This window comes from Candidatus Thorarchaeota archaeon, assembly GCA_013388835.1.
Classification (GTDB): Archaea; Asgardarchaeota; Thorarchaeia; order Thorarchaeales; family Thorarchaeaceae; genus JACAEL01.
Genome location: JACAEL010000013.1, coordinates 1 through 26,989, shown reverse-complemented (window position 1 = coordinate 26,989; position 26,989 = coordinate 1). Strand labels below are relative to the sequence as shown.

Sequence of the window (26,989 nt, the reverse complement as noted above, 5' to 3'; positions counted from 1 at the left end):
CCGCGACCCGACATACAGAGAATCCCCACGCAAAGTCGATGTCAATGCTGGGTAGGTAAGCTCGAACCAACCAATCATTCCCCAGCTACGTTTCTTCCAGACATAGACCCGGCGGTCACAAGTGGCATAGACATCAGACGAGTCAACATGCACTGCAAGAGGTGGTGTCGAGGTCTCCCCGAGCGTGCTCACAAGTTCCAAGTTTGCCTTCGACCAGACTCGTACCCGCATGTCACGACATGCAGCGTAGATGAAATCCGAGTCTGTGGTGATATGACTAGCGTCGGCATCCAAGGTCACCGAATTCTCTAGGCTCACGGGCAGCGAGTCCGCCTTGGATCCAGATGTGGGCGCCATTCTGACCACGTCTTGTCTTGTGCGCAATTAAGCAAAGCGTGCGTGTCCCTTTTCATGTCCTGCATAAAAGTACGACTGAGAGGACTACTTGCGAACCGACAACTACACGCGGAACAGACTTAAAGCAGAACACTCTAAGCAGTTCGCCAAAAACACAGGAGGCACGCATTTGGACGCTCTTCAGTGGCGCAGAGAACTCGACCGAGCAGCAGAGATACAGAGAATGTTGATTTCAATCAACCCTTCACTTCAGGAACAGACTGACAGGATAGTCCGTCACCTGCAAGATGTGTTCGCAGAACTCAGCAAGGCGGAGGCAGAACTCAATGCCGCCTCAGTCTTGAAGAAGCGAAAGGTCCAGCAGAGGGTTGAGAAGATAGGTGGCGAGCTGCAGCAGGACTTCATGAGGGCGATAAGGGACATGGCAGACCTGATGAGGAAGGAGCACCGAGAGATGATGACCCTCTTGCCCAAGCTTCAGGAGTCCAAGCCTGCAGAGGCGAAGACTCTGTCGTCTATCGCCTTCCCCTCCGTGGCGGCGGGCGACTCAAAGGATGCTGCAACGCTCTTCGAGTTTGCAGACCTGTTCTCCAAGAAGCATGTCAGTCTGCGAATGGATGTGCTCAGAGAGACCAAGTCGCTGCTGGATGAGAACAAGCGGATTGTTGAAACGTATGAGCGGTATGTCACGATAGACAGAAGCGAGGTGGCGACAACCATCTCAAACGACGACATATCACACCTGTCGCTGCAGGACCTGCTGACAACTGAAGCCAAGCTGAAGGCAGAGAGGACGTACCTAGATGGCAGAAAGGACGAAGTCAGCAGAATGCTTGGTGTGTCACTCATATCGGGCATAGAGGGACTGCAGGCATCAGTCGAGACTGCCACCCGTCTGGGACTGGACCTGCCAATGGACTTCTCTCAGAAGCTGAGAGTACTTGCAAGGGAGGCGTCCGGCGCGACCAACCTGACAACTCTTGTTGCACTGGAGAGCCAGTATCAGGCTGCAAGACAGCAGATGTCCAACGTCCTCCGTGACAAGATCATCAACATGAAGCATGAGATCACCCAGAAGATTGTGGCAGGCGGAATTCCGACCACAGCAGATGTGATACCTCAGGCACCTGTAGTCTCAGTGGAGAACATGGATGTCGCGATGCTACTATCTTCATACTCTAGGATGGTGGAGTGGGACAGTCAGGTGCGACTTGCTCTCAGGGACAGGGTCGAAGAGATACTGGAAGAACTTGAGATTGCCACCGACGCACCTGATGACACGGGTATCAGAGATGTGGTCGGGACCAGACAGTTCCTTGCCACCTCCAAGGAGACACTATCGAAGGCGGACATTGACACCCTAGTCGCGCTGTATCTGAAGGCCAAGACCATGCGGGACACGGCGAAGCAGCATGTGACCGAGGTGATCAAGCAGTACATTACCCGATTCCAAGAGCTCGCAAGCTCAGCAGACCGTGTGCTTGACTACGCTCAGCTCAGCAAGAAGGCACCGAAGGTGGAGGACTTGGAAGGGGGTCTTGTCTACCTATTGCAGTCACTGGGTAGCCTAAGGGGCGCTGTCGAGAGTGGGGTCGCCACCTTTCGAAGCGCGTGCTTGCAGGAGATTGATGCTATTGTCGAGGACCTTCAGACGATCAAGCCCGCATATGCGGAGATATTCATGCCCATAGTCGTTGACCTTGAAGATGCGGCAGACCGAATCAAGAAGATGGATGACTTCGGCCAGATTCGTCTTGAGATGAAGACCATCAAGGACTCGATCATCCTCAAGGCCAAAGAGTCCCTAGAGAACCTCAGGTACCGTCTGGGCGTCAAGATCCGACTCGCGGCGGCCAAACTCATGGGCGCAGGAGTCGAGATTCCCTCTGAGGTTCAAGAGGGCATCGCAGAATTGAACTCCATTGGAGTTGCTGCAGAAACGGTCTTCACGCTGCCGCAGCTGGCACGCAAGATGATAGAGCTCTACGAGCGTAAGATCAGTCACACCATAATTGAGCGTCTTGAGAGTGAGGTGACAAGACTGCACACGTCTCTCACCCGTGCAAGAGAAGTCGGCGTCGATGTTGACAAAGAAGTCGAGACTCTTGCAGACATGAAGACAACTCCGCCTCAGGAGCTCGAGGACGCGGCAGACATGTTTGACAAACTGATGAACATCACTGTGTCCGAGTCGCTTCACAAGAAGATACGGGCCCGAGCGGACCAAGCATATGTGCAGCTGAAAGGAGCAATCTCAATCTTTGAGAACAAGGGAATGTCAGACTTCGTGTCAAGGCTCAACCAGCTGATTGAGACAGTGCCGACACAGCTTGCAAAGCAGTCCAAGCATGTGTATGACGCCCTCGACGTGTGCCTGACCCTCGCCAACATCCAAGAGGAGATGGTCTCGGTCATCAAGAACATGGCATTGAAAGATGGAGAAGTTTACGCCAAGATGCTGCGTGAGCGCAGTCAGTACTACACGACAATCGAGAGAGTCTACGAGCATCATCCGAAGGACTTCAGCCGACTCATCTACGATCTGGATCGGATGCAAGCTGTAGAGACCTCGCTCAAAGGCGTCAAGCTCTTGGACGAGGCTCTGTCGCTGTACAATGAGTTGAAGCAGCTCAGAGAGGGGTGGCTGGACAAGGCACAGAAGATGGACACCTGGCACAAGACGATTCCTGTGTACATGGCAGGCTTCAGTCCGAGTGCCTCTGCAGACATAAGGGAGAAGTTCCTCGAGGACGTGTCCAAGAAGATCAGGGAGACATACAGCAGAGAGGACATAAGCTCATATCTGATATGGGCGGTCCGTGAGATTGCGGCATCAATGAAGAAGTGAAGGAGCACAGGACAATGATCAGAGGTCAGCCACGAGAAGGAGGAGACGACACAGCCAAGGCTGCAGAGCTCTTCGCGATAGGAATTGGTGAGTGTGGCTCCAACATAGTTGGTAGCTATCTGAAGGCAAGTGCGGACAAGCGGCTTCCGTCGCGCGTCAGAGGGTATCTTCTGATGAACACCGACAGGACAGACCTCACTAAGGTCCGTCAGAAGTATGAGATTCCAAAGGAGAACACAATGCTCTACGGAACAAGTGAGATTGGTGTCGGTGGTCGCTTCATGGACGGCTACAACGCAATGATGGAGTCAAAGGACATCATCTTCGACCAGCTCAGCAATCTGGGCTTTGAGGGAGTGTCCGGGTTCTGCGTCTTCACCAGCCTTGGTGGTGGTACCGGATGCGGAGGCACCCCAGCTATCATCGAGCTGCTCAAGCAGAGGTTTCAGGAGGAGGAAGGACGCCGCATCTTCGTCTATGTCGTTGGCATACTGCCCTTCGAGGGACAGTCCAGTGAGGCGCTCAACTCAATCTGGGCAGTGTCCAAGCTTCTCCGTGCCCAGCTACAGGAGCGCGGTGCGGACCTGACCATCCTTCTGAGTAACAGGACCATGCTGAAGCGGATTCTTCAATCAAGGCGCGCGGACACGGTTGACTACCTTCAGCGAGAGCTCAACGTCGACATCGCAAACATCGGCTCCATTGAGCAGATGGTCCCATCCACGATTGACGAAGCGGGCGAACTGGAACACAGAACAGAACAGGCTTTCGTGGAGCTGGTGAACCCGCTCGCACTCGACGTGATAGAAGCAATGCTCTCGCCAGGTGTGTACGAGCCTCATAAGGACGTGTTTCCAACAACCGACCTTGCAGACTACGCCCGCAAGCTCGACCCGATAGTGGTGCCAGCACTCTACAAGGATGTGGGAATAATACCCGATGCGGGAAGTATGCCGCGCCAGCTGAGGACCATGATCGACTACGCGGTCAGAGAGTGCTCCTATGCCGACGTTGGTGATGAGCCCAATGCCGAGAGCGTCTACTATGTCTTTAGTGGCCCCAAACACATATCCAAGGCGGAGTACGGGATGCACCTGAAAGAGGCGCTTGACAAGTTCATCGCTCCTGGAGCAGCAATCACACCATGCTATGTGCAGTACGACCGTCCGGACTCACCGGCCAACCTACTCGTGCTTCTCGGTCTACCCAAGATACCCGAGCTGGTACAGCTCATCAATGAGGCAACACAGCTGGTCAACTTGCATAGCGGTCCATCGCCACTGAAGCAGTCATGGTTCATGAGGTCGAAAGGCACGACCCGAAAGGAACTGGTCAACGCCATCAACGACTTCAGAGAGCTGTTCTCATACTACATGGAGTCAGGCGGTGTCCTGGAGTGAGGGGGTCTAGGAATGGCACAACCATTCAGGCAGGAAGATCTGATTGACAAGCTGCTCCTAGTGGAGACTCTGAACTCCACGCTGATTCACTTCGTGCTCAGCACTCAGGCAGAGGGAGTGATTGACCCCGACAAGGTCGACAGCCTCATCCAGGCACTGACCAAGACCAGAGTCTGGCTCGAAGAGACCATCAATGCGAACGGAATCCCTCCGTCCACATCAAACATACTGAGTCTCATCGTAAAGCGCCTGTCTCAGCTTGAGAGCCTTCTTCCTCGGGTGTCACAGAGGGCCAAGGAGGTGGAACGCAGCGGGGCGGCGCAGGAGATCATCTCTATTCTCGAAGGCAGTCCAAAGGCTGCCAGTCAGGTGACTCGAGCGGTCACCGCGAGTGCAGCTGCTCCGGCAGTAGCCGCACAGGAAGCCGTTTCCACGCCCGGGACTGGCACGGAGCAGGCCCCCTCCTCTCAGAGCGACCTCGTGCCGCTAGTCAAGGCGCCGGAACTACCTCGCCCCGAGCCCTTCAAGAAGGTTGAGATAGAAGACGATGAGTTTGGTCTGATAAGCCAGACACAGCACATCATTCAACAGAAGAGGAATCAGGCACATATTCTGCTTCCCGTCTTCTGGCTCGAGGTGCTAAAAGAAGTCCATCGCTATCGTTCGGAGTCTGCCCACTTTGGTGATGCAGTCGAGGTGCCGGGACAGATAGTCGCGAAGATTGTCAGAGTGCTCCTCACGGAAGCACCTGGCGCAAGACTCCTTCAAGACCTACTCAAGTATCGGAACCAAGAGTCCACGCTTGAGCCTTCAGAGATAGACCGAGTCGAGAGGGCGGTCTCCAAGTATTACCACGGGCTCGAGGAGCTGCTTAGCGGCAAGGAAGTGATACTTGCAGACAAGATAGCGGAAGCCCAGAATGCCCTGGACGGCTTCGGATGGGGTGGGCCAGAACTTGAGAAACGGCTGATAAAGAGAATCTATCAGCAGTGCCAAGAGACCCTGCAGGAGGCGTTGAGCGTGACAGATGTCCCGAGGCAGGTCATTTGTGCCGAAACTGTCAAGCTGCTGTGCAAGCTCCAGCACGCAGTGCTTGCTGAGCCAAGGCTTCAGGCCATACTCGCAGAGATGAAGCCATAGGAGCTAGCGAGGATGGTCACGGGCCACTGCCATCTCTGTTCTGCGTTGGCTGAAGGGGTAGTCGTTTCCTGCGGACATGTAAAGCCAAAGCAGCCACTGGAAGTACTGCGCCCCCAGCAACGATGAGCAGCACAGCAAACGGGCTCGGAAACTGAAGGTCAAACTGATGAGCACGGGTTCCGCGAAGGTACTCTTCCAAGTTCGTCGCCCAGTCATTGTCCGGGTCAAATGATGAGTCATCGGCCAGAGGATCAAGGTCGTTATCAACCTCGAATCCATCCGGCATACCGTCAGAGTCCGTATCGCTTACGAGCGGATGCGTGCCGTGCTTCAACTCGTCCACATTGGTCAATGCATCCCCGTCAGGGTCATCCACGGTCTCAGCATGCAACGGGTCAAGTCCGTAGCGGACCTCCCAACCGTCAGGCAACAAGTCGAAGTCACTATCAGGGTTCATCACTCGAGTCTTCCAGACGAACTGCTCGTCGTAGTCGTTCAGCATATCGTGGTCCGTGTCTGGATCATACCTGTTGTAGCCAGCTATCTCCTCGCGACCATCAGAGAGCGAGTCGTTGTCGCTGTCGATGAGAAAGTCGCTGACCCACCACTCTTGGCTATCGGGAATGCCGTTCCCCTGAATGTCGCTCTCGTACTCGAACTCTATATCGAGATCCACAGGTCCTGTGATTTCGTCCTCGCCTTCGACCGTGAGCGTATAGACACCGACACTAGGCATGTGACACATGCAAGTCGTGTCTCCCGTAGTGTAGGACTCGGTGGCCAACAGGTAAGTCAAGCCGGGTCCCTCGAGAGAGAACGAGAGGGTGACATCAGGTACTGCTCGAATGGTCAACAAGAGACTTGTCGGCATTGTTGAGACAATCATCTTCTTCACGCTGCCGCCGGGTCCTAACGTGACATGGTATCTCTCTCGCGTAGGTTGGTCAGGAACGCGGCTGAGTACGAATGCGATTGCTGCTGCCACAGCCGACACGGAGCGCGCTTCGAGTGTGTAGTTGTACAGTCTGTTGTCCCATGTATCATCCGAAGTGTGATAGGCTGTGTCCTCGTACAGCCCTGATTCAGAAATGAAAACGATAGGCTTGTAACCCAACCGGGCGAACGAGTAGTGGTCTGAATATGCCCAGTACAGAAATGAGCTGTGCTGCACGGGGCTCAAGATGTTCTGCCCGAAGTTGAATGACAGAGCTCTGAGTAGCTCGGCCCAGTACTGCGCGTCTTGAAACAGAGTGCCGCCGCCCGAGTTGTACATCACCCAGACTCGTTCATCCGGAGGAAGGTTGCGATTCTCAACAAGGAGCATATCGATGTTGAAGTGGACGAGGATGTCCACCTCCTTCTCAAGGAACACGGGGGCCATCTCTCCACTCCCGAGTAGTCCTAGTTCTTCAGCGTTCCAGAAACAGAACAGGATGTCAAGAGGCCACTGGTGCTTCGACAGTACCCGTGCGAGCTCCAAGGTTGCTGCAACACCACTTCCATCGTCGTTGGCCCCAGGCGATACTGACACGGAATCATAGTGGCAGCCTATCATCACAGCGGGAGCGGGCGTTTCCATTGTGCCGTGCAACGTGCCGATGATACTCTGACGGTCACCAACCACCTCAGTTGTGATTGCCCCCCCGCTCAGGACACTTAGCCGGGACACTATCCAATCACGAATTCCCTCGTTGTTATCAGAGAGGTAGGGTCGCGGACCCCTGTCAGACAGTTCTCTAATCGTCTGCACCAAGTAAGACGAGGACACGGTTTCATAGGCTTCGCGTGCCAACTCAGTGTTATAGACATCTGTATGAGATGCTATGAACCCCGTGTCCGACAATGACGGTAGTGACTGTACGGGTACGCACGGAATCAGAAGGAAGACGGCCAACACAATGGCAACGGTATGTCGAGTCACTCCTAACATCCGTCAACGCCATCAATGGCGCAGGGACATAAACCTAATGAACCACGCCTTCTCCAACGCCATTACACGACGATGTATCCGGAAACCCGCGAAACCGAAAGGACACATCGAACCTGCAGAGTGTGACGCCAAGTGACCACTTGGACCCACATAGGGCGCACGGATATAAGGACGAATGCATCACGCACGCACTGCCAGAGTGGGATGGACATGATACACTTGAACACCATGCTGAGCCCGAAGGTCACTGCGGTTGTTGGTGTGTCCACATCAAACCCGTTCTCTCCGGGCAACGTGATATTCAGGAAGCTTGCCTTTGAGAACGGACTGAAGACATACCCCATCAATCCGAAGGGGGGTGTCATCGAAGGCATCCCAGCCTATCGTTCAATCTCTGAGGCACCCAATGACATTGACCTAGCGGTCATCTCTGTTGCCGCTCGCTTTGTGCCCAGTGTCCTCACCGAGTGTGGGGAGAAGGGAATCAAGGCAGTCATTGTCGTCTCAGGAGGGTTCAGCGAGGTTGGCGAGTCAGGCCAGTCGCTTCAGCAGGACATCGTTCAGATTGCCGCCAAGTATGACATCACGATGGTAGGACCCAACTGCATTGGAGTCTTTGTACCAGGGCAGCTTGACACCTTCTTCTTGCCCTCTGAGCGTGTGGCAAGGTCACGACCGGGATCAGTAGCCATCATTTCTCAGAGTGGAGGCTGGCTTGTGGAACGCCTCGAGGAGTTTGCAAGCAGGGACCTCGGGATTGCGGCTGCAATCTCGATAGGCAACTCTGCACAGACAACAGTGACGGACTTCATCACGTACTTTGGCCAGCAGAAAGATGTGAAGGTGATTGTCGCATACCTTGAGGGGTTTGCAGCAGGAGAAGGGCGTAAGTTCGTAGATGCTTGTCAGAGGGTGACCCAGAAGAAACCGGTCATCGTCCTCAAGGGCGGACAGTCGGAGGCCGCTGTGAGAGCGGCACAGAGTCACACGTCCTCTCTTGCTGGTGACAGAGCCATCACATCTGCGGCCTTCAGGCAGTGCGGCGTGATTGAAGCCAATGATGAAGACGAGGTCATGGCGTACTCGAAGGTATTCTCTTTCCCCTTCCGACCCATGAAGAGTGTCAATGTGGGAACGATGTCTGTCAGCGGAGGACACGGCGTGATAGCCTCCGACGAGGCGGTCCAGTATGGAATACAATTCCCACCTTTCTCAGAACAGGAGCAGGAATACATGCGGGCTGCAATGACTCCGGAGTACCAATCGATAGCGTCCTTCAGGAATCCTGTCGACCTGACGGGATCGGCGAGTGACACCGACTTCGAGAGAGTGTTGGACAGGATGCTGCAGTGCCCGAGGATTGATGCAGCCCTGCTTCTGCTCCTGCCATATGCCCCGGGGGTCACACTCCAGATAGGTGCAAGGGTCGCAAACGTAGCCAAGAGACATGACAAGACAGTCGTCGCGTACGTGCCGGACCTAGAAAAGTATGAGATAATCATCAGGGGCTTCGAGATCAACGGCATACCAGTCGGTGATACCATCGAGGAGGCAGTCCAAATGCTCAATGGAATCTATCGACGGACCGAGTATCTCAGGAGAATCGGCTTACTCTAGTCTCTCGGATGCCCCGCGCATGAACTGAGCGGGGTCAATCTCGAGGTTCTCGAGCGTTTGCACGAGGTCCGGTGAGAGCAGGAGAGGACGTTCGCTCAATTCTGCGACGGTCTCGCAGCCAGTGAGGTACATTGCCACCCTCAGACCCTCCATTATGTGCTGGAGCTCCAGTATGACGTCCTTTGCCTTGCCTGTCACGGCAGGACGAAGCACAGGGAAGGCGACACCCGCGGCCATGGCACCAAGACTGACTGCCTTTGCCACATCGAGCCCAGTCCGGATTCCGCCAGTGGCAACAATGGGAAGATCACACGCGCTGCGAACCATCATCACGCTGAGTGCTGTCGGAATACCCCAGTCCCAGAACTCAAGACCAAGCTGCGCCTTGATGTCATCGCCCTCGCGAAGAGCTCTGTAGTACTCTACTGCGGCCCAGCTCGTACCACCCACGCCTCCTACATCGACAGCATCAACCTCTATAGCCTCAAGCCTCCGAGCAGTCTCAGCAGAGATTCCCGCGCCAGTCTCCTTGACCATCACTGGCACATCGACGATGTCCATTATCTCGGCAATGTTGTCTAGGAAGCCTCTTGAGTTGCAGTCACCCTCTGGCTGGATTGCCTCCTGTAGAGGGTTAAGATGAACCGCAAGCACGTCAGCATCAATCATCTCCACAGCCTCACGCGCAGCAGACATGTGCGTGGCACCTATGTTTGCTATGACAGGGACCGAGGGTGCCGTGTCACGTACCACCTTGAATGTGTCAGCCAGTGACGGGTCTTCCACTGCGGCCCTCTGGCTGCCCACACCGATAGGCAGGTGCAGGGTCTCTGCCGCCTCAGCAAGACGCCGGTTGATCTCCAATGTCTAAGGATGGCCACCAGTCATTGCTGCAATCATGAGCGGAGCATTGGCGCGGAGACCGAGGAAGTTGGTTGTCAGATCAATCTCATTCTTGTCGACCTCGGGAAGAGCCTGATGAATCAGTGACACCTCTTCCAGCATTGTGGACCTCCGGCATTGGACGTCCTCCTGAAGGCATATCTCAATGTGCTCGATTTTTCTTCTTGTTGTCCTTCCGGCCTCATCCGCCTCAGTGTCAAACAGAGGCTGTCGCTTTGAGATACCACGTGCCATTGGAAACATCACGCTCTGATGATAGAGCCATGTTGCTGTAATAGCAGTTTTGGTCCATCACGACGCTGGTTGCTCGATGCGAAGCCTTTATCCAACTTCCCCAGGTCCGACATCCTCAGACGTACTTGACTGGTGAGCAGAATGGACGAGGACGAGAGGGTTCGGGCAGAACCCGCGGACCGCACACAGGCGGAGGAACCGAAGGGTTTCTATGCCCCGTTGCCAAGTCGCCAAGAACCTGTTAGAAAGAAGGCGGGAGTGACAGTGGTCACGTTGCTGGGTGTGCCAATGAGGGAGGAGTCACGGGACCTAATCCTGTCATTGATGATGCCGTTCCTTGTAGCGCTCTTCGATGCAGGGCTCTTCGCCGCAATCACGACAAACACGCTACCGTTGGAAGCACTCTACTTTTTTGTAATCCCGATGGTTGCTGCAGTGCCTATCGGGATGACCATCCCCCAGACAGGCAGAGCACTTGTCTGTGCCATTCTCACAGGAGTCTTCTTCGTCATCATCTTCATGCTATTCCTGATCTCCCCCGGTATTGCAGTCCCAGATGTGGGGATTGCGGAGTTCTTCTTAACAGGGCTAGGAGTCTCAGCAGCCTACTTTGTCTTCATTGTGTTTGCTTCACTTGCGGGGACCTTCTTTGGAATCATCGCAAGAGAGTTCCTCTAGTCATACACAGATAGTAGATAGTCATATAACCGGTGGTAATTCGGTTGCCAAGCATGAAGCGCATCGGTGTCCTCATCTCGGGACGCGGAACCAACCTGCAGGCACTAATCGACGCACAGGCCGAGGACAATCTGGGAGGGGAGATAGTGATTGTCATCAGTAACAAGAGCAACGCGCTGGGTCTTGAGAGGGCCACCAAAGCAGGCATAAGAACAGAAGTCGTCACGAAGCTGGACTATCCCGAGAGGGAGGACCACGACAGGCGGGTGGTAGAGCTACTGCGAGAGTGCAACGTTGACCTTGTGGTGCTTGCAGGCTACATGCGCATACTCACATCGGTACTTGTGGATGCATACAAGAACCGCATAATCAACATCCATCCCTCGCTTCTTCCTGCATTCAAGGGCGTTGATGCGCAGAAGCAGGCCTTGGAGTACGGCGTCAAGATCACAGGCTGCACAACTCACTTCGTTGACCTCGACATGGACGCAGGGCCGATTATTCTTCAGACATCCGTACCAGTGATGAATGACGACACCGAAGAGACCCTCGCGGAACGAATACTGATCGAGGAACACAAGATACTGGTGAGAAGTGTCAGACTCTTCTGTCAAGATCGACTGCGCCTTCAAGGCAGAAGGGTCTTGGTGGAGGAATGAGCGCATATGTGCGGAGTACTAGGCATAATGGGTGGATACAACCTCAGAGAAGCCAGAGAGCTACTGCTTCTTCTGACGCATAGGGGCCAAGACGCATCGGGCCTTCTGTGGCAGACCCACGGAGTCATGTCATCGGCAAAGGCAATGGGAAGTCCTGCGGAGATTGATGTTCCCGAGGGGCAGGCTGACATTGTTCTTGGGAGCACAAGGTACCCAACGTCGGGCCGACAGGTCGTGTCCGAGGCCGAGCTCGACACTTTCGTCGGACCGTTCCCCAAGGGAGACATCGCCGTCACCCACAATGGAAACATCACAAATGTCCAGGTGCACTCGAGGAAGAGGTATGACTGCGATGCGGAATTCATAGCGGACATGCTCCAGCTGAAGATGCAAGAGACAGGAAACAGTCTACCTGAAGCCTTCAGACGCTTGGACACTGACTTCGACGGAGCGTACAGCCTCGTAGGCCTTCACGGTGACAACCTGTTCGCCTACCGCGACCCGAGAGGCTTCAAGCCCCTGGTCTTTGGCCGAAACGCAACGCACACTGTCATCGCATCGGAGAGCATAGTCTTGGACATGGCAGGGTTGACCTTGGAACGGGATGTCTATCCGGGCGAACTGATAATATTCCGACCCGATGGGTCAATGGAGTCTCATTCCATCTCCCAAAGCTCCACTCACTCACACTGCTTCTTTGAGTACGTCTACTTCGCAAACCCCGCATCAAGAATGGAGTCACAACTTGTCTACGATGTCCGGTTCAGACTCGGTCGCGCACTTGCCAGGCTGTTCAAGAGAAGGGGTTTCCCTGACCCGGACTATGTGGTCCCGGTACCCGACACAAGCCGACCTGCTGCACAGGCTCTCGCAGAAGAACTCAAAGTCCCAATGCGTGAGATCATTCTCAAGAACCGCTATCTCGGGAGGACTTTCATTGCACGGAGCCAGAAAGACCGGGATGCCATGGCGCGTCACAAGTACCTCTACCTGGAGGACAAGATACGCGGGAGAGACCTGCTTGTTGTGGACGACAGCATCGTCAGAGGGACCACTGCCAAGATGATTGTCGCAGACTTGAGAAAGCGTGGTGCACGCAAGGTCTATTTTGCCGTGACGTGTCCGCCTCAGAACCACCCCTGTTACTATGGCATAGACATCTCAACGTCGCGAGAGCTTATCGCCTCAGAAAAGGACCTTGAGAAGATACGGGAGTTCATCGATGCGGATGCAGTCATCTACCAGGACATGGATAGTCTTGTCAATGCAATCGGGATGAGGGACAACTGCCTCGCCTGCCTCGACGGCAGGTATCCTACAGAACACGCCCGATGGATAAGACAGGTGGCCGCGCAGAGTGGAGAGTCTTGCACAGGACGAGACTATGAGAGGATAGTCGGATGAAGATAGGGACCATAGCGAGTCACAGCGCACTCAACATAATCTCAGGTGCCAGAGCCGAGGGATTCGAGACACTCCTGTTCTGTACACCCAAGAGGAAGGACTTCTACCAGTCGTTCGGACTGGGCGACTCACTGGTCATCGTCAACACCTTCGACGATATCCTTGACCTCGACCTGTCAGACGTCGTGATGATCCCGCATGGGTCGTTCGTTGCGTATCTGGGAGCCTCAAGAATCCTGAAGTCCAACATGCGCATGTTTGGCAACCGCGAACTTCTCAGATGGGAAGAGGACAGACAACTCAAGTCACGACTGATGAGAGAGGCCGGCTTGACTATACCTCCCGAGTTCTCGACCATCGACGAAGCTGACGGACCGGTGATTGTGAAGTCGTACGGCGCGGCTGGCGGCAAGGGCTACTTCATAGCAAGAGACCGGCAGGAGTTTGATGCCAAGGTCAATCGGTCCGAACGGTACAGTATTCAGAAGTACATTGTCGGAACGAAGGTATTCGTCACCTACTTCAACTCCCTCGCAAGGAAGCGCCTTGAGGTCTTCGGAGCGGACGTGCGCTACGAGACAGATGCGGACGCTAACCTTCGCTTTGATGACGAGCCGAGTTTCGTGGTCATTGGAAACCTGCCCGTCGTACTCAGAGAGTCCACGCTGGCAGACTACTACCAGATGGGGCTCGACTTCGTCAAGGCCTTCAAGCGACTCACCGACCAAGCACTCCCCGGACCCTTCTGTCTGGAGACCATAATCGACAGGGAACAGAGAGTGTACACCTTCGAGTTCAGCGGCCGCATTGTCGCCGGGACCAATGTCTGGATTCCTTCGTCACCCTACTCCTACCTTCAGTTCGGCGAGCCCGTCTGGATGGGACGACGCATTGCAATCGAGATCAGAGAGCTCCAGAAAGCAGGTCAACTGGATGAGGCCACACTGTGACTCGAAGTCATCTGCGACCACTGCGAATCAGCTGACGCGGTATGCATCAATGACAGGCCAAGTCTAGTAGGGAGGACCTTTCAGCCTTCAACCACGTGACTCACGCAGTCAATCCGTAGAGTCAACTGACCATTTCTTCGGCCAAAGAGAATCGCGTGATGGCCGCTGGCAAGCAGCACATTCCCCACGATGATTCTACTAGGAAGTGGGAAACTACGAAATTGGCTGCAACACCATCCATCGTGCCATTCGCTCTTGTTGACGTTCAATAGTTGTCACAGTCTCCAACACTATGAGGATCTCCTTGAAGGTGACATCGGTCGGAACCTCAGGACGAGAACTGGTCAGATCGTGGTCATGTGGCTTCAATACATCACCCTTAGTACGGACGAGGCATTGTCGCAATCCCGCGAGAGTCTCAAGAACCTAGACCGCATGGCAGTAGATTCAGAGAAAGACAATCTAGAGAGTCATGCCAAGGCCTGTCTTGTGCTATCTCTTGACTTGACTGCCTTCCTGATGCTGTGATGCTGACCGCCAATGCCGCATCTGAGCGGCGCATACTAACAAGCGAACAGGTGAGTCAGCTTGAGCAGCTCTTGCGCGACTGCGCACTCGACATGATGGCTGAAGTTGAAGAGGGGGTGGATTTCAGACTGAAAGCAACAGGGCCTTTCGATATTAGTCTGCCTCTCACAGACGAAGACAGAGACCGTGCAGAAACAGGTATGGAAGACTTACTTGAGCACCTAGAGTAGAAGCTGTTCAGATGTGATGGTTCGAATGAAGGTTGGTGACGTTGTCTGCGTCAGCCTATCCCCTGTACGCGGTGGAGAAACGAAGAAGACACATCCATGCCCTGTTGCAGCGGTGCCTGGTCAACAGATGGTGGATCAGCTCCTCCTTCTGCGCGCAACCACGAGTATCAACACGAGCGCTGCCCCGACAGCAGCCAATACCATCTTGTTCGTCATTATCCAGTCCAGAATCCACGTTGCCGCTCCTGGAGTTGTGGTCGTAGTGGACGTGGTGGTTGGCGTGGTAGTTGCGGTAGTTGTGGTAGTTGTGGTAGTTGTGGTAGTTGCAGGCTGCTGGATGACATACGCAACTTCAGCCGTCACATTGCGATTGCCCACAGCGTCATAGACAGCGACTCGAAATCTCACAGTAAGGGGAGCTGGCAAAGGAGTCAGGGTCCCCAGGTAGTGGCTTCCGTTGTACTGCATGGTAATGATGTTGGTTGCAGCCCAGTTGTTCACTGTGTACTCGATGTCCGCCGCCCAGACCCCAGAGGCATTGACTGGTTCTGTCGCTGCAGCAGCCACAGTGACCCATGTCGGCTCTACAACTGTGGCAGTCGCATTGTGCCAGAACGAGAGTATTGTCGGCGGTGTCGTGTCATTGACCGTGTATGCCTGCCAGAATGCCATCGCAACAACCACAGACGTGTTCACCGGACGAACCACGTAGTCAATCTGCATGTTGTACTGGTGTGCAGGAATAGTGGCAACATAGAGCCCAGCTGTGAGGGTCATGTTGGATACATGGTGTGTTGCCCAGCTGTCGGGAGTCCACTCGAAGCGTACGTAGTCCACGCCAGTCACATTCGCGGTGACCGTCACCGTGTCTGAATACTGTGGACTCGTCGGTGACCTCGTGATGTCATGGACTACTGGCATTCTCATCGCCTCCTCAACTGCAGCGGACACATTCAGTTTACCATAACCCCAGACGTTCGAGCTTGGCAGCGCAGGGTATTTGAACAACGGACCAGTGAATCCGTCCTGGTAGGCCGAGAATTCAACCAGGTCCTTGACGTGGCTACCACAGTCAGGACGCACTTGGAGAATCAGAGCTGCGGCACCAGCAACGTGGGGTCCTGCCGCCGACGTGCCGGAGAAGAGCTGATACCCTCCGAACATGGGGTAAAGAGGGAGGCCGCCGACTCCCGTCATCCAGCTCGCCCAGGCTGAGTCGTTTGACCATGTGGACAGCACATCCCAGCCACCCGGGGCCGCCACAGAGATCTTCGGGTTTCCGTCCACTCTGGGCCCTACAGCTGAATAGGGGGCAATCCACCCATAGCCGGGCGCCCAGAGATTTCGGGACATGTAGGACCCGACAGATATCGCACAGTCTGCAGTGGACGGCCAAGTTATCAGGTGTGTGTTTGTGGGTGAGACCCATTCAGCTCCGCCGCTCCAAGAACTGGCGTCATCGGAGATGTAGAAGTGCAGGTTTCCACTTGTCGGCAGTGCCATGTCAACGGACCATGTCAAGGTGTCCATGATGGTTCCGAAGAGCTGGACTGCAATCATGTGGTTGCCGGCTCGAGTTGAGTTCGCTATGAAGGCGTACGCTGTGAAATTCGCGGTTTGAGTTGTCGCCCAATTGCCATATCCGACTCCCAGATTTACCAAGTGAGCAAGTGCCCCTGATGAGGTCGGCTCAACGACAATCAAAGAACCCTTGTCTACAGGCTTGTCGCTGAGAATCGTAATATAGACATTGTTTGCCCCAAGGCCACTTGGTAGCTTGAACTGAGTGCTGAGTGTCAAGTTGCCAGTGATTGCCGAGTTTGTGTGCCGCTTTGCTCCACCCAAGTTCCCAGCCGGGACAACTACAGGGATTCCTTGACTCCTGAGCGTGTCAATCATGACCTCTGCATTACTGGAACCATCAAGGAACTCGAATGTCCACGAACCCACTTCTACCAGTATGACATCCGCTCCGTGATCCCTCGCCCAGATGAGACCTTCCTCCACCGTCAGACCGTTCGAGCCAAAGATGTCGATGGCCATGAGCTCCGCATCTGGAGCCACCCCCACAAAGCGTCTGCTGTAACCCAAGTGCCCTCCGTTGAGGATGCCAGCGACCCCGGTGCCGTGTCCATCAACGTCATACGAAGTGCAGGATGTGAAGTTGGCATCACGGTCCCACACCTGAATGTTGCCCCCGCTCTTCTCCACGATGTATTTGGTCTTGGGAGTCTTCAGCCCGACGAGTGTGTCACTTGGATTGAAAGCCGAGTTCGAGTTTGTGTCATTCACGATGAAGAATGAATCGAGGTCGTCGATGGCTCCACTCACTGTTCCATTGTCCATCCATAGCCAGTCGTACTGAAGGTCGAAAGCACTGTTCTTGTCTGTGTCAATTGAGTAGAGGGTCTCATTTGGTGAGATTATGCCATTCCCGTTCCCATCAATCCCATCTGTGCCGTTATCGAAGACTGTGTTCGTGTTGACATCCAACCAGTAGTACACCCCTCCATCAGCAAACAACAGGTCCGGATGTCTCCACTGCACTCCAGTGTCTAGATCCGCAATCATGATGTTCTTCCCGGTGATGTTGCTACCACTGTAGTCTCTGAGATTCCATGCAACTCTAGCGTAGGTCTCTTGCGCGGACACATCACGTGGAATCTGATAGTGCTGGTTGGTGAGGGGTTGAGCGCTCTCAAAGAGAGCGTCGTTCCTGAGACCCGAAAGCGCCACTTCCGATGCCTCGACTATGTAGACCGAGCCTATGCTGCGTGGAGCCTCTCCAAAGTCAAGTCCCAGCGCACGGTAAGATTCAACCTCAAGCGCAGTCAGATCCCTCGCGAACCTTGCGCTGAACATGATTTTCTCTCCCTTGTCGACTACCTGCACCGTTGGACTCGCATCCGCAGGTATCGGCGCGTTCGAAGTCGTCTGTTGCGGTGACATCGGATTGGCAATGACCAGTGACGATACAACCAAGAAGACCATTAGGAGCGTGCACTTCATACCTCGTCATCCCCTTGCGGTGACTATTCGAAGGACTCGGCCGGTTATAAGGTTCTGCTGTTTCCATTTCTGGAAGAGCTTGACGAGAATAAGTCATGCCGATGAGGTGACTCTCGTCGCCCCCTCGAATACCGCTGACTTGACATCCACGTCGACTCTGCAGCAAGACTTAGAAACAGAACATGGAACGACGGACACGAGGCATTGAGGATGAAGCTTCCAACCATCGGGACCATAGGTTCGCACAGTGCAGAAGAGATAGGTATCGCTGCCAAGTCCAACGGCTTTGAGACAGTGGTGGTCTGTGAGAAGGGGAGGGACCGTCTCTACACGCACTACAACCGTCATCTCTTCGATCATGTGATCATGGTCGACAAGTTCAGAGACATGGCCTCGGAAGAGGTCCAGGAGAGGCTCCTCGAGCTGAACACCCTCTGGATACCGAACCGGTCCTTCTCCGTATATGTGGGATATGACACGATTGAGTCCAAGTTCCAAGTCCCAATCTACGGAAACCGCGCACTCCTGAGAGTCGAGGAGCGAAACATGCCAAGGGATCAGTACTGGCTCTTGCGGGAAGCCGGGATTCGAACCCCGAGGGCATTCAAGCCAGACACCATAGACCGGTTGGCAATCGTGAAAGTCCAACAGAAGAACCGACCTTTGGAGAGGGCATTCTTCTATGTCACATCGCCAGACGACTATGAGTCACAGAGCAGGACTATGGTTGCGAAGGGTGTGGTCACTGCCGAGGATCTCGCAAAGTCTACGATTGAGGAGTTCATTGTGGCGCCCAGATTCAATGCGAACTTCCAGGCGTACGCGATGAGTGACCAGTTCGGAGAGCTCGACTTCGTGGGATTCGATGACCGGATTCAGACCAGCCTGAGTGGGCTCCTCAATCTTCCCGCACGCGACCAGCTCAGGATAGAGCTCACTCCGATGAACGAGGAGGTCGGACACAGAGGCGTGACGATGCGCGAGAGCAAGAAGCCCCTAGTCTACGACGCTGCAGAGAAGTTTCTCGCCGCTGTCAAGAGGCACTTCCCACCGAAGATGATAGGTCTCTTCTCGCTCCAAGGTGCACTGAACGAAGAGTCGGAGTTTGTCGTCTTCGACCTGAGTCCGCGGGTGCCTGGTGCTCCCTGTGTCGGTCCGACAAGCCCAGAGATGAGAAGACTCTCGCTGAAGCTGAAGCGCGATGTCCACACACCACTTGACCTATGCATGGCTGACATTGAGGCTGCTGTACACTCTGGAAGACTCTCTGACGCCTCCACATAGTTCTTAAGGTGTCATCCAAGCGGGACACCCAACGCTCTGCGGCCAGTCCGGTGAGGAACGGATGAGTCTGATTCGCGAAGGGAAAGTGAAGAAGGTCTACAGCGACCCAGATTCACGAGACAACATCATTATCGAGTTCACAGACGCAATCACTGCTGGTGATGGTGCGAAGCGGGAAGTGCTTGAGGGAAAGGGAGCAGTTGCATGCGCGACCACTGAGCTCCTTCTCGGCTACATTGCATCAAAGGGGATTGACACGCATCTGATTCGGCGCCTTGACGAGAGGCGAGTCCTCTGCAAGAGAGTGACCATATTCCCTGTGGAAGCGGTCTGTCGCAACATTGCCGCTGGCTCCTTCTGCAGGAGGTATGGGCTGGAGAAGGGACGCCCGCTGTCACAGCCACTTGTGGAGTTCTTTCTCAAGGATGACAGACTACACGATCCACTCATCACCGAGGGCGCAGTGGTCCGACTTGGGCTTGCCACAGAAGAGGAAATCGAGTTCATGCGGCGGGTCACTCTGAGTGTGAACTACTACGTCTCGCAGCTCTTCGACCAGGTTGGACTCAGGCTAGTAGACTTCAAGCTCGAGTTCGGCAAGACAGAGGATGGACAAGTACTGGTGGCAGACGAGGTGTCTGGTGACACCATGCGCGTCTGGGATGTCACAGGTTCCCTGGACAAGGACATCTTTCGTGAAGACAGAGGTGATGTTGTCGAGGCATATCGGACGATGCTGGAGCGGCTGAAGGAAGCGGACCCGTCAAAGGTCAATTTGCGGGAGGAGAGAGTCACCATAGTCGTGATGCCCAAGGAGGGGATAAAGAACCCACCGGGAGAGGTGGCGAGAAAGGCGCTGCTCCGGCTGGGATTCTCCTCTGTAGCGGAAGTGAGAATGGGGAAGGTCTTTGACATGACCCTCAGAGGCCCACTGAACTCGACGGTTCTGGCACAGCTGAGGGAGATGAACATGAGGCTCCTGGCAAACCCCATCGCGGAAAGGAGCCGTGTGAGGTTGGGATAGGTTGCCAATAGCTGTCCTGAGGTTTCCCGGCACAAACAATGAGAAGGACATCCTGCAGGCACTCTCTGCGATACCCGGAGTGAGGGCATATCTTGTCACAAGTCATCAGGGGCCACATGCTCTGAAGGAAGCCACGGGCATTGTCATACCGGGAGGTTTCTCGTACGGGGACTATCTGCGTGCGGGAGCGGTCGCGGCTGCGGCCGAAGTAATGGATGGCATCAGAGATGCCGCTGCGGAGGGCAGGCCTGTGCTCGGCATATGCAACGGTTTTCAGATACTTGCCGAGGCCGGTCTTCTTCCCGGGGTGCTGTTACCAAATGAGTCAGCGCGCTTCGTGTGTCGCTGGGTGCATCTGCGTGTGTCAAGTCGGAGCTCGATGTTCACCAGAGGCTTGGAGGATGCTATCATCAGGCTGCCAATAGCTCATGGGGAAGGTAACTACCACTGTGATGCCGAGGAGCTTCGGAGACTGACCCGGTCAGAGAGAGTTGTCTTCAGATACTGTAACAGAGATGGCGAGGTGGTGGACGAGGCCAATCCCAATGGATCAGTCCACTCTATCGCGGGCGTCATCAACGCACAGGGCAATGTCATGGGCATGATGCCGCATCCTGAGAGAGCATCCCGCAAACAGCTGGGCTCAACTGACGGAATGAGAATACTCGAGAACTTTGTGGAGGCATGCCTATGCTAACCGAGGAGGAGCTAGCACACGCCACGCGGGTCTTGGGAAGAACACCGAACGAGGTGGAGACCGCGATGCTGGATGTGCTGTGGTCGGAACACTGCTCCTACAAGAGCAGCAAGAGATGGTTCCATCTGTTCAACACACAAGGAGAACGAGTCGTGCTCGGACCTGGCGAAGGAGCGGGACTGGTCGACATCGGGGACGGAGTCCTTCTCGGAGTGCACATGGAGAGTCACAATCATCCCAGCCAGGTGGACCCCTACAACGGTGCGGCCACTGGCGTGGGTGGCATAATCCGTGACGTCGTATCACAGGGATGCAGAGCAGTGGCGTTGATGAACTGTCTGAGGTTCGGTATGCCCACCAATCCAAAGAACGCATACCTGCTCGAGAGAGTTGTCAGGGGAATCTCCGACTACGGGAACAGCGTTGGGATACCGACTGTTGGGGGAGAGATCGAGTTTGACCCGTCATACGACAACAACTGCCTTGTCAACGTCATCTGCATAGGCACAATAAGGCCGGACAAGATAGTCCGGAGCGCTGCCAAGACACCCGGACATCTTCTCGTCATGTTCGGTTCTACCACAGGCCGTGACGGCATTGCAGGAGTCAGCTTTGCATCGGAGACATTCAGCGACACCGAACAGGAGAACAGGGGTGCGATCCAGATAGGAGACCCGCTCTCAAAGAAGGTCGTGCTAGATGTACTTGAGGTGCTCATTGAGGAGAGTCTCATCGAAGGCATGCAGGACTTCGGTGGCGGCGGTCTCACATCGTGCGCGGGCGAACTGGCCCACCGGGGCGGCACGGGTGTTGTGATTGATGTGGACCGCGTACCGCTTCGGGAGCAAGGCATGACGGCCAGGGAGATTGTCATCTCGGAGTCACAGGAACGAATGATGGTGGTTGTGGCCCCGGAGAAACTGGAACGGGTGCTTGAGGTCCTGGAAGAGAACGACACACCTCATGCCGTGGTCGGTCGGGTCACTGATGACCACTACTACACAGTACTCGAGAGAGGCGAGGTCAGGGCCAGATTGCCGGTGTCACTTCTTGTCGAGGGCTTTCCACTCCCCACACGGACCGAGGCTCCCCTTCCCCCTCAGACGCAGTCCATCGACTGGTTCACCGAGCCCGCGGACATGGCGGATGTCATACTCTCGCTCCTCGGGTCGATCAACATATGTGACCGCTCATGGGTGTACGGTCAGTATGATCAACATGTGCAATCCAACACTGTGATTGAACCGGGTGACAATGCGGGGGTGATTGAGATAACGCCCACGAAGAGAGTGGCCGTCAAGAGCGACTGCAACTCCTTCTGGTGCCTTCTGGACCCGAACACTGGTGCAGCCAACTCAGCTGCGGAGTCCCTCAGGAACATAGTTGCAGTGGGGGCAGAACCCGTCTTCATTGCGGACTGTCTCAACTTCGGGAATCCGGAGGTGCCCGAGTCGTACTGGCAGTTCGTTGAGGCTGTGAGGGGTCTGGGTCGCTTCTCTCATGACCTCAAGATTCCTGTGGTGGGCGGCAATGTCTCGTTCTACAACGAGTCACAGGTGGCGGGGACAACCCGGAGAATCAACCCTACACCTCAGATTCTGATTGCAGGAGTGCTGCATGGCGAACGACCGCCTGTCAGACGAGATCTCTGTGAACCGGGGGCCAGCATCCTTCTGGTCGGAGAGACCGACCCCGAGCTGAACGGAACAGAGTACCAGAGACTGGCAATGGGACGGGTCAGCGGTGTGCCTCCCAAGTACAGGCCTGTCGCAGAGGCACGTGCAATGAGAGCCATGCTGGCGGCACACAGGATGGGATTGATAAGGTCCTCCAACAATGTTGGAAGAGGAGGACTTGCGGTCGCACTCATGAAGATGCTGATGAACAGTGAATTCGGTTTCAGGGTCTCGCTTGATAGAGTCCCCGGTTCGTGCAAGAGCATCGGGCAGGTGCTTCTCTCGGAGTCATCGGCAAGGTATCTGGCGGAGGTGCCAATACGACACCAGCCGGAGTTCGTCAGAATCATGAGAGAGAACAGTGTCGAAGTCTGCGCACTGGGACTGACCGTCCGGGAGGCTGTTGCAGACTTCGGACACTTCCAAGTCCCTCTCGATTCAGCAAGGCACAGATTCCGCGACGGCCTGAGGAAACACATGGAGTGAATGTGCAGTTGGTACAGGTGCTTGTAGTAGCTGGCAGCAAGAGTGACGAGAGTGTGGTGACCAAGACCACAGACGTGCTCAGAGAGCTTGGTGTGACATTCACAGTCGAATATGCGTCGGCACATCGTGAACCAGAGAAGGTGAGAGCGATTGTCGAGGCAGCAGAGGCAAGGGTCATAATTGCCATTGCTGGCCTGGCGGCAGCTCTGCCGGGCGTGGTGGCCGCATACACCAACAAGCCTGTGATTGGAGTCCCAGTGTCTTCGGCATTGGGAGGACTCGATGCGCTTCTGTCAATAGTACAGATGCCGAAAGGAACCCCTGTGGCGACAGTGGGAATCGATAACGGCCAGAACGCAGCGTATCTTGCTGCGAGGATAATCGGGGTTGAGCACAAGGAACCCGCGAAAAAGACTGCGATTCCTCACACATATGCGCAGGCTGGAGTGGACGAAGAGATAGTGTCCGCAGGTCTTGAGATGATCTCCAAGTTCGTGAGGGAGTCTTTCAAGGGATGCAATGTCACTCAAGACTTTGGTCACTATGCCAACACCGTCAAGATCAGCGATGACCTGTGTATAGCCCTGACAACTGATGGTGTAGGGAGCAAGGTCCTGGTGGCGCAGGCTGCGGACAGGTACGACACCATCGGCCAGGACTGTGTGGCAATGAACGTCAACGACCTGATATGCATTGGAGCCACGCCCGTGGGCTTCGTCGACTACCTCGCGGTTGCAAGACCCCTGCCGCAGAGAATCCTCGAACAGATAGGCACGGGTCTACTGGCCGGCTGCCAGGAGTGCGGAATCCCCATCCTAGGCGGAGAGACCGCAGTGATGCCTGAGATCATAAAGGGGGTCGGTGAGGATGTCTTCGACCTTGCCGGAACGGCAGTAGGTGTGGTGAAGCCGTCAGAGATCATAGACGGACGCGCGGTCGAGCCGGGCGACATCATGCTCGGGGTGGCATCCAATGGTCTTCACTCGAACGGGTACACTCTTGCACGCAAGGTCCTCCTGCCCAAGACGAGACTGGACGAGATGATGCCATGGGGCGTCACACTGGGCCACGAGATGCTCAAACCAACCCGTATCTACGTCAAGCACTTCAAAGCCCTCAAAGAAGCAGGAGTGGACGTTCACGGCATTGCTCACATCACCGGCACCGGATTCAGGAAGATACTGCGACTCAAGAAAGCCAGATTCCACATCACAGCGCTTCCCGAGACGCCACCGATATTCGAGACTATACTGCTTGAAGGCCGGGTCAGCTGGGCAGACATGTACAGCACATTCAACATGGGCGTAGGCTTGGTTGTAGTGGTACCCAAGAAGGAGAGGGACAGGGCGATTGACATCCTGAGCAAGCTTGACCCGACCATGGAGATTGGGAAGGTGGAAGAGGCACAGAAGGCGAGTGTGTACATCGAGCCTCACGGGGTTGTAATCTCATGACAAGAGTCCTGCTTGTGGGCAGTGGAGCTAGAGAACATGCAATAGCCGCAGCACTGAAACGGTCCGACGTGACACTCTGGACATACATGGACAGACTGAACCCGGGAATCGCTGCTCTTGCGGCCAAGGTCATCGTCGGTCCACTCAACGACCCGAGCCGGTTGCCGGACCTCGCTGGTGTTGACTATGCCGTGATTGGTCCGGAGGTGTCACTGGCAGCAGGGTTCTGTGACCAGCTGGAGAAGAGAGGAATACCGTGTGTCGGGCCCTGCAAGACACCGGCACAGATAGAGACCAGCAAGGTCTGGGCCAGAACCCTTCTGGCCAAGGCGGCTCCGCAAGCGAATCCCGTGTTCAGGGTGGTCACAAATGAGGACGAGTTCCGCAGCGCGACGAGAGACATCGGCCTCAATCGACTGGTGGTCAAGCCCGATGGTCTGACCGGGGGAAAAGGAGTCCGAATCTACGGCGAGCACTTCGAGTCAGAACGAGACGTCCACTCCTACTGTCTCGAGCTGTTGAAGAGAGAAGGTCGCGTCCTGCTCGAAGAGAGACTTGTCGGTGCAGAGTTCACGGTCCAAGCATTCGTAGATGGCGCGCGTGTTCACACGATGCCCCTCGTGCGGGACTACAAGAGAGCATATGGTGGCGACCGTGGTCCCAATACGGGTTCAATGGGGTCCTACTCCACACCAGACCACCTCTTGCCATACGTGACGGACACCGACTTGAAGAGCGCGGCGAGTATCATGATGAGCACCGTGAGAGAGATCAAGGCCCAGACCGGTCAGTCGTACAAGGGCGTCCTCTATGGTCAGTTCATGAGGACGGTTGATGGGGTCAGAGTCGTGGAGTACAATGCACGCTTTGGAGACCCCGAGGCAGTCAACGTACTGTCTCTCATTGGTGATGCTATGGACTCGGTGTGTCAGGGAGTGATAGACAACTCTGTCCGCCAGCCAACCTTCGAGAAGAGAGCGACTGTGTGTGTCTACGTCGTCCCGGAGGGATACCCTGGCGAGAACACAGTGAAGGACCAGCCTGTTGAAGTGACGAGAACGGACGATGCTGAGATCTACATGGCGTCCGTGTATGAGAGAGATGGTCGGATCTAAACCACCGCCAGCAGGGCCTTCGCCGTGCTCGGTTTGGGAGACGATGTCCCAGAGGCGCGTAGGAGGGCATACTCTGGCGTGAAGGCAATAACAGGCAGGGTCCGTTACCGTTCAGACATCGCAGCAAGTCTCTAGGTGATGTGCAGTGAGCAGAGAGAGAGTGATTGTGGTTGACTATGGGGGTCAGTACACGCATCTGATTGCGCGCAGGTGCAGAGAACTTGGCGTGTACTCAGAGATAGTCCCCCAAAACGCCAGTCTCGCAGCTACTGACATGGATGGGGTAAAGGGGGTCATACTCTCTGGTGGCCCCCGGACAGTATCAAAGGAAGACTTGGGGGAAGTATTCCAGGACAATCTCGCTCTACTGAAGAAGACAGGAAGGCCTGTTCTCGGAATATGCTTCGGTCACCAGTTGTTGGCAGTCGCCCATGGTGCAGCACTCACGTCGGGCGAGAACAGGGAGTACGGTAGCACAACGATTAGGATTCTCGATCGTAGCTCGATACTCAAAGGGCTTGACCAAGTGCAGACGGTGTGGATGAGTCATGGAGACGAAGTGCGTAGTCTTCCACCCACGTTGAAGGCCCTCGCGGTGTCTGGCGAAGACCATGTGTCAGCGTATTCGAGTGTTGATGGAATGGTCTATGGGGTGCAATTCCACCCCGAGGTGACACACACGCCTCGCGGCCGCGAAGTACTGCGGGCATTCCTGCGGGACATCTGCGGCTACTTGGGTGAGTACAATCCTGAGAGCATGATTGATGACATCCTGGTTGAGATCAGGAAGCAGGTGGGAGATGGCCGTGTCATCATGGCGACCAGTGGTGGTGTGGACTCCACCGTGGCCGCCACACTCCTTCAGAGGGCCATAGGTGACCAGCTAGCCTGCGTGTTCGTTGACAACGGACTCCTGAGAGAGGGAGAGAGAGAAGAGGTTGAATCAGTCTATCGCGGTCTGAACTTCTCACACTTCTACGTTGTCGATGCAGGAGAGGAGTTCCTGCACGCACTTGAAGGAATAGAAGACCCTGAAGAAAAGAGACGCGTCATCGGAGAGACGTTCATTCGTGTCTTTGAACGCACTGCCAGTGAACTGAAGTCCAAGTTCGGGCAGTTCGACTTCTTGGGTCAGGGCACCATCTATCCAGACAGAGTGGAGAGTGCTGCTACGGGAAAGTCGACGGCGGTCATCAAGAGCCATCACAACGTGAGACTGCCCAAGTGGATGAAGCTCAGAGTTGTAGAACCACTCAAGGACCTATACAAGGATGAAGTGAGACGGCTCGGCACCGCTCTAGGCATACCTGACAAGCTGATACGAAGGCAGCCATTCCCCGGTCCATCACTTGCCATACGGATGGGT

The 26,989-nt window shown here is 55.1% G+C and carries 19 protein-coding genes and 1 pseudogene; 17 read left to right on the top strand and 3 right to left on the bottom strand.

Going from position 1 to position 26,989, the window contains the following annotated elements; all coding sequences use genetic code 11:
- Window positions 1-526 precede the first annotated feature (526 nt).
- From HXY34_02160 to HXY34_02150, 3 genes are read left to right on the top strand one after another with little or no spacing between them, the layout of a single operon-like run.
- On the top strand, window positions 527-3,205 hold the full coding sequence (locus HXY34_02160; protein NWF94922.1) for a hypothetical protein: 2,679 nt from the start codon (window positions 527-529) through the stop codon (window positions 3,203-3,205).
- 14 nt (window positions 3,206-3,219) lie between these two features.
- Window positions 3,220-4,605, top strand: coding sequence for a hypothetical protein (locus HXY34_02155; protein ID NWF94921.1), 1,386 nt, complete (start codon window positions 3,220-3,222; stop codon window positions 4,603-4,605).
- A 12-nt stretch (window positions 4,606-4,617) separates the two neighbouring features.
- Window positions 4,618-5,745: a hypothetical protein gene (locus HXY34_02150; GenBank protein NWF94920.1), complete on the top strand. Its 1,128-nt coding sequence runs from the start codon at window positions 4,618-4,620 to the stop codon at window positions 5,743-5,745.
- 16 nt (window positions 5,746-5,761) lie between these two features.
- Here HXY34_02150 and HXY34_02145 read toward each other — a convergent pair whose 3' ends face one another.
- Window positions 5,762-7,675: a M28 family peptidase gene (locus HXY34_02145; protein NWF94919.1), complete on the bottom strand. Its 1,914-nt coding sequence runs from the start codon at window positions 7,673-7,675 to the stop codon at window positions 5,762-5,764.
- 210 nt (window positions 7,676-7,885) lie between these two features.
- Here HXY34_02145 and HXY34_02140 point away from each other — a divergent pair, with 210 nt between their 5' ends.
- Window positions 7,886-9,292 carry a CoA-binding protein gene (locus HXY34_02140; protein NWF94918.1) on the top strand — a complete coding sequence of 469 codons (1,407 nt, stop codon included), beginning with the start codon at window positions 7,886-7,888 and terminating at the stop codon, window positions 9,290-9,292.
- Here the strand turns inward: HXY34_02140 and HXY34_02135 are convergent.
- Window positions 9,284-10,429 (bottom strand): annotated as a pseudogene (locus HXY34_02135) (type 2 isopentenyl-diphosphate Delta-isomerase). The gene HXY34_02140 and the pseudogene HXY34_02135 sit on opposite strands and share 9 nt — an antisense overlap.
- A gap of 141 nt (window positions 10,430-10,570) precedes the next feature.
- On the opposite strand from HXY34_02135, the gene HXY34_02130 reads away from it, so the two are divergent.
- The 5 genes from HXY34_02130 to HXY34_02110 all read left to right on the top strand — a co-directional run bounded on the left by HXY34_02130 (window position 10,571) and on the right by HXY34_02110 (window position 14,878).
- The gene (locus HXY34_02130; protein ID NWF94917.1) at window positions 10,571-11,107 is read left to right on the top strand and encodes a hypothetical protein; all 537 of its coding nucleotides are present in this window, start codon (window positions 10,571-10,573) and stop codon (window positions 11,105-11,107) included.
- A 53-nt stretch (window positions 11,108-11,160) separates the two neighbouring features.
- Complete coding sequence (locus tag HXY34_02125; protein NWF94916.1) at window positions 11,161-11,766, top strand: phosphoribosylglycinamide formyltransferase; 606 nt, start codon at window positions 11,161-11,163, stop codon at window positions 11,764-11,766.
- Between the two features lie 6 nt (window positions 11,767-11,772).
- Window positions 11,773-13,170, top strand: a complete 1,398-nt coding sequence (locus HXY34_02120; GenBank protein ID NWF94915.1) for an amidophosphoribosyltransferase — start codon at window positions 11,773-11,775, stop codon at window positions 13,168-13,170.
- Window positions 13,167-14,120 carry a formate--phosphoribosylaminoimidazolecarboxamide ligase gene (locus HXY34_02115; protein ID NWF94914.1) on the top strand — a complete coding sequence of 318 codons (954 nt, stop codon included), beginning with the start codon at window positions 13,167-13,169 and terminating at the stop codon, window positions 14,118-14,120. The genes HXY34_02120 and HXY34_02115 overlap by 4 nt, the downstream gene beginning before the upstream one ends.
- Before the next feature lie 527 nt (window positions 14,121-14,647).
- Window positions 14,648-14,878: a hypothetical protein gene (locus tag HXY34_02110; protein NWF94913.1), complete on the top strand. Its 231-nt coding sequence runs from the start codon at window positions 14,648-14,650 to the stop codon at window positions 14,876-14,878.
- A 135-nt stretch (window positions 14,879-15,013) separates the two neighbouring features.
- Here HXY34_02110 and HXY34_02105 read toward each other — a convergent pair whose 3' ends face one another.
- A complete protein-coding gene (locus tag HXY34_02105; GenBank protein NWF94912.1) occupies window positions 15,014-17,869 on the bottom strand; it encodes a S8 family serine peptidase in 2,856 nt (951 codons plus the stop codon).
- Between the two features lie 228 nt (window positions 17,870-18,097).
- Here HXY34_02105 and HXY34_02100 point away from each other — a divergent pair, with 228 nt between their 5' ends.
- The 8 genes from HXY34_02100 to guaA all read left to right on the top strand — a co-directional run.
- Window positions 18,098-19,171 carry a DUF1297 domain-containing protein gene (locus HXY34_02100; protein ID NWF94911.1) on the top strand — a complete coding sequence of 358 codons (1,074 nt, stop codon included), beginning with the start codon at window positions 18,098-18,100 and terminating at the stop codon, window positions 19,169-19,171.
- 61 nt (window positions 19,172-19,232) lie between these two features.
- Window positions 19,233-20,195, top strand: a complete 963-nt coding sequence (locus HXY34_02095; protein NWF94910.1) for a phosphoribosylaminoimidazolesuccinocarboxamide synthase — start codon at window positions 19,233-19,235, stop codon at window positions 20,193-20,195.
- A 1-nt stretch (window position 20,196) separates the two neighbouring features.
- A complete protein-coding gene (gene purQ / locus HXY34_02090; protein NWF94909.1) occupies window positions 20,197-20,892 on the top strand; it encodes a phosphoribosylformylglycinamidine synthase I in 696 nt (231 codons plus the stop codon).
- Complete coding sequence (gene purL / locus HXY34_02085) at window positions 20,886-23,054, top strand: phosphoribosylformylglycinamidine synthase subunit PurL (protein ID NWF94908.1); 2,169 nt, start codon at window positions 20,886-20,888, stop codon at window positions 23,052-23,054. Before purQ ends, purL begins: the two co-directional genes overlap by 7 nt.
- A gap of 8 nt (window positions 23,055-23,062) precedes the next feature.
- Window positions 23,063-24,508 carry a phosphoribosylformylglycinamidine cyclo-ligase gene (purM, locus tag HXY34_02080; GenBank protein ID NWF94907.1) on the top strand — a complete coding sequence of 482 codons (1,446 nt, stop codon included), beginning with the start codon at window positions 23,063-23,065 and terminating at the stop codon, window positions 24,506-24,508.
- Window positions 24,505-25,623: a phosphoribosylamine--glycine ligase gene (gene purD, locus HXY34_02075; GenBank protein ID NWF94906.1), complete on the top strand. Its 1,119-nt coding sequence runs from the start codon at window positions 24,505-24,507 to the stop codon at window positions 25,621-25,623. Before purM ends, purD begins: the two co-directional genes overlap by 4 nt.
- A gap of 33 nt (window positions 25,624-25,656) precedes the next feature.
- Window positions 25,657-25,758 (top strand): hypothetical protein, encoded by a 102-nt coding sequence (locus HXY34_02070; protein NWF94905.1) that lies wholly within the window; start codon window positions 25,657-25,659, stop codon window positions 25,756-25,758.
- Window positions 25,759-25,768: 10 nt separating this feature from the next.
- The coding region (gene guaA / locus HXY34_02065) for a glutamine-hydrolyzing GMP synthase (GenBank protein ID NWF94904.1) at window positions 25,769-26,989 on the top strand (1,221 nt) is incomplete at its 3' end.

Coding starts and splice junctions, on each gene's coding strand:
- HXY34_02155 (NWF94921.1), top strand. CDS start 3,220: ATGATCAGAGGTCAGCCACGAGAAGGAGGAGACGACACAGCCAAGGCT.
- HXY34_02150 (NWF94920.1), top strand. CDS start 4,618: ATGGCACAACCATTCAGGCAGGAAGATCTGATTGACAAGCTGCTCCTA.
- HXY34_02145 (NWF94919.1), bottom strand. CDS start 7,675: ATGTTAGGAGTGACTCGACATACCGTTGCCATTGTGTTGGCCGTCTTC.
- HXY34_02140 (NWF94918.1), top strand. CDS start 7,886: ATGATACACTTGAACACCATGCTGAGCCCGAAGGTCACTGCGGTTGTT.
- HXY34_02130 (NWF94917.1), top strand. CDS start 10,571: ATGGACGAGGACGAGAGGGTTCGGGCAGAACCCGCGGACCGCACACAG.
- HXY34_02125 (NWF94916.1), top strand. CDS start 11,161: ATGAAGCGCATCGGTGTCCTCATCTCGGGACGCGGAACCAACCTGCAG.
- HXY34_02120 (NWF94915.1), top strand. CDS start 11,773: ATGTGCGGAGTACTAGGCATAATGGGTGGATACAACCTCAGAGAAGCC.
- HXY34_02115 (NWF94914.1), top strand. CDS start 13,167: ATGAAGATAGGGACCATAGCGAGTCACAGCGCACTCAACATAATCTCA.
- HXY34_02110 (NWF94913.1), top strand. CDS start 14,648: ATGCTGACCGCCAATGCCGCATCTGAGCGGCGCATACTAACAAGCGAA.
- HXY34_02105 (NWF94912.1), bottom strand. CDS start 17,869: ATGGTCTTCTTGGTTGTATCGTCACTGGTCATTGCCAATCCGATGTCA.
- HXY34_02100 (NWF94911.1), top strand. CDS start 18,098: ATGAAGCTTCCAACCATCGGGACCATAGGTTCGCACAGTGCAGAAGAG.
- HXY34_02095 (NWF94910.1), top strand. CDS start 19,233: ATGAGTCTGATTCGCGAAGGGAAAGTGAAGAAGGTCTACAGCGACCCA.
- purL (NWF94908.1), top strand. CDS start 20,886: ATGCTAACCGAGGAGGAGCTAGCACACGCCACGCGGGTCTTGGGAAGA.
- purD (NWF94906.1), top strand. CDS start 24,505: ATGACAAGAGTCCTGCTTGTGGGCAGTGGAGCTAGAGAACATGCAATA.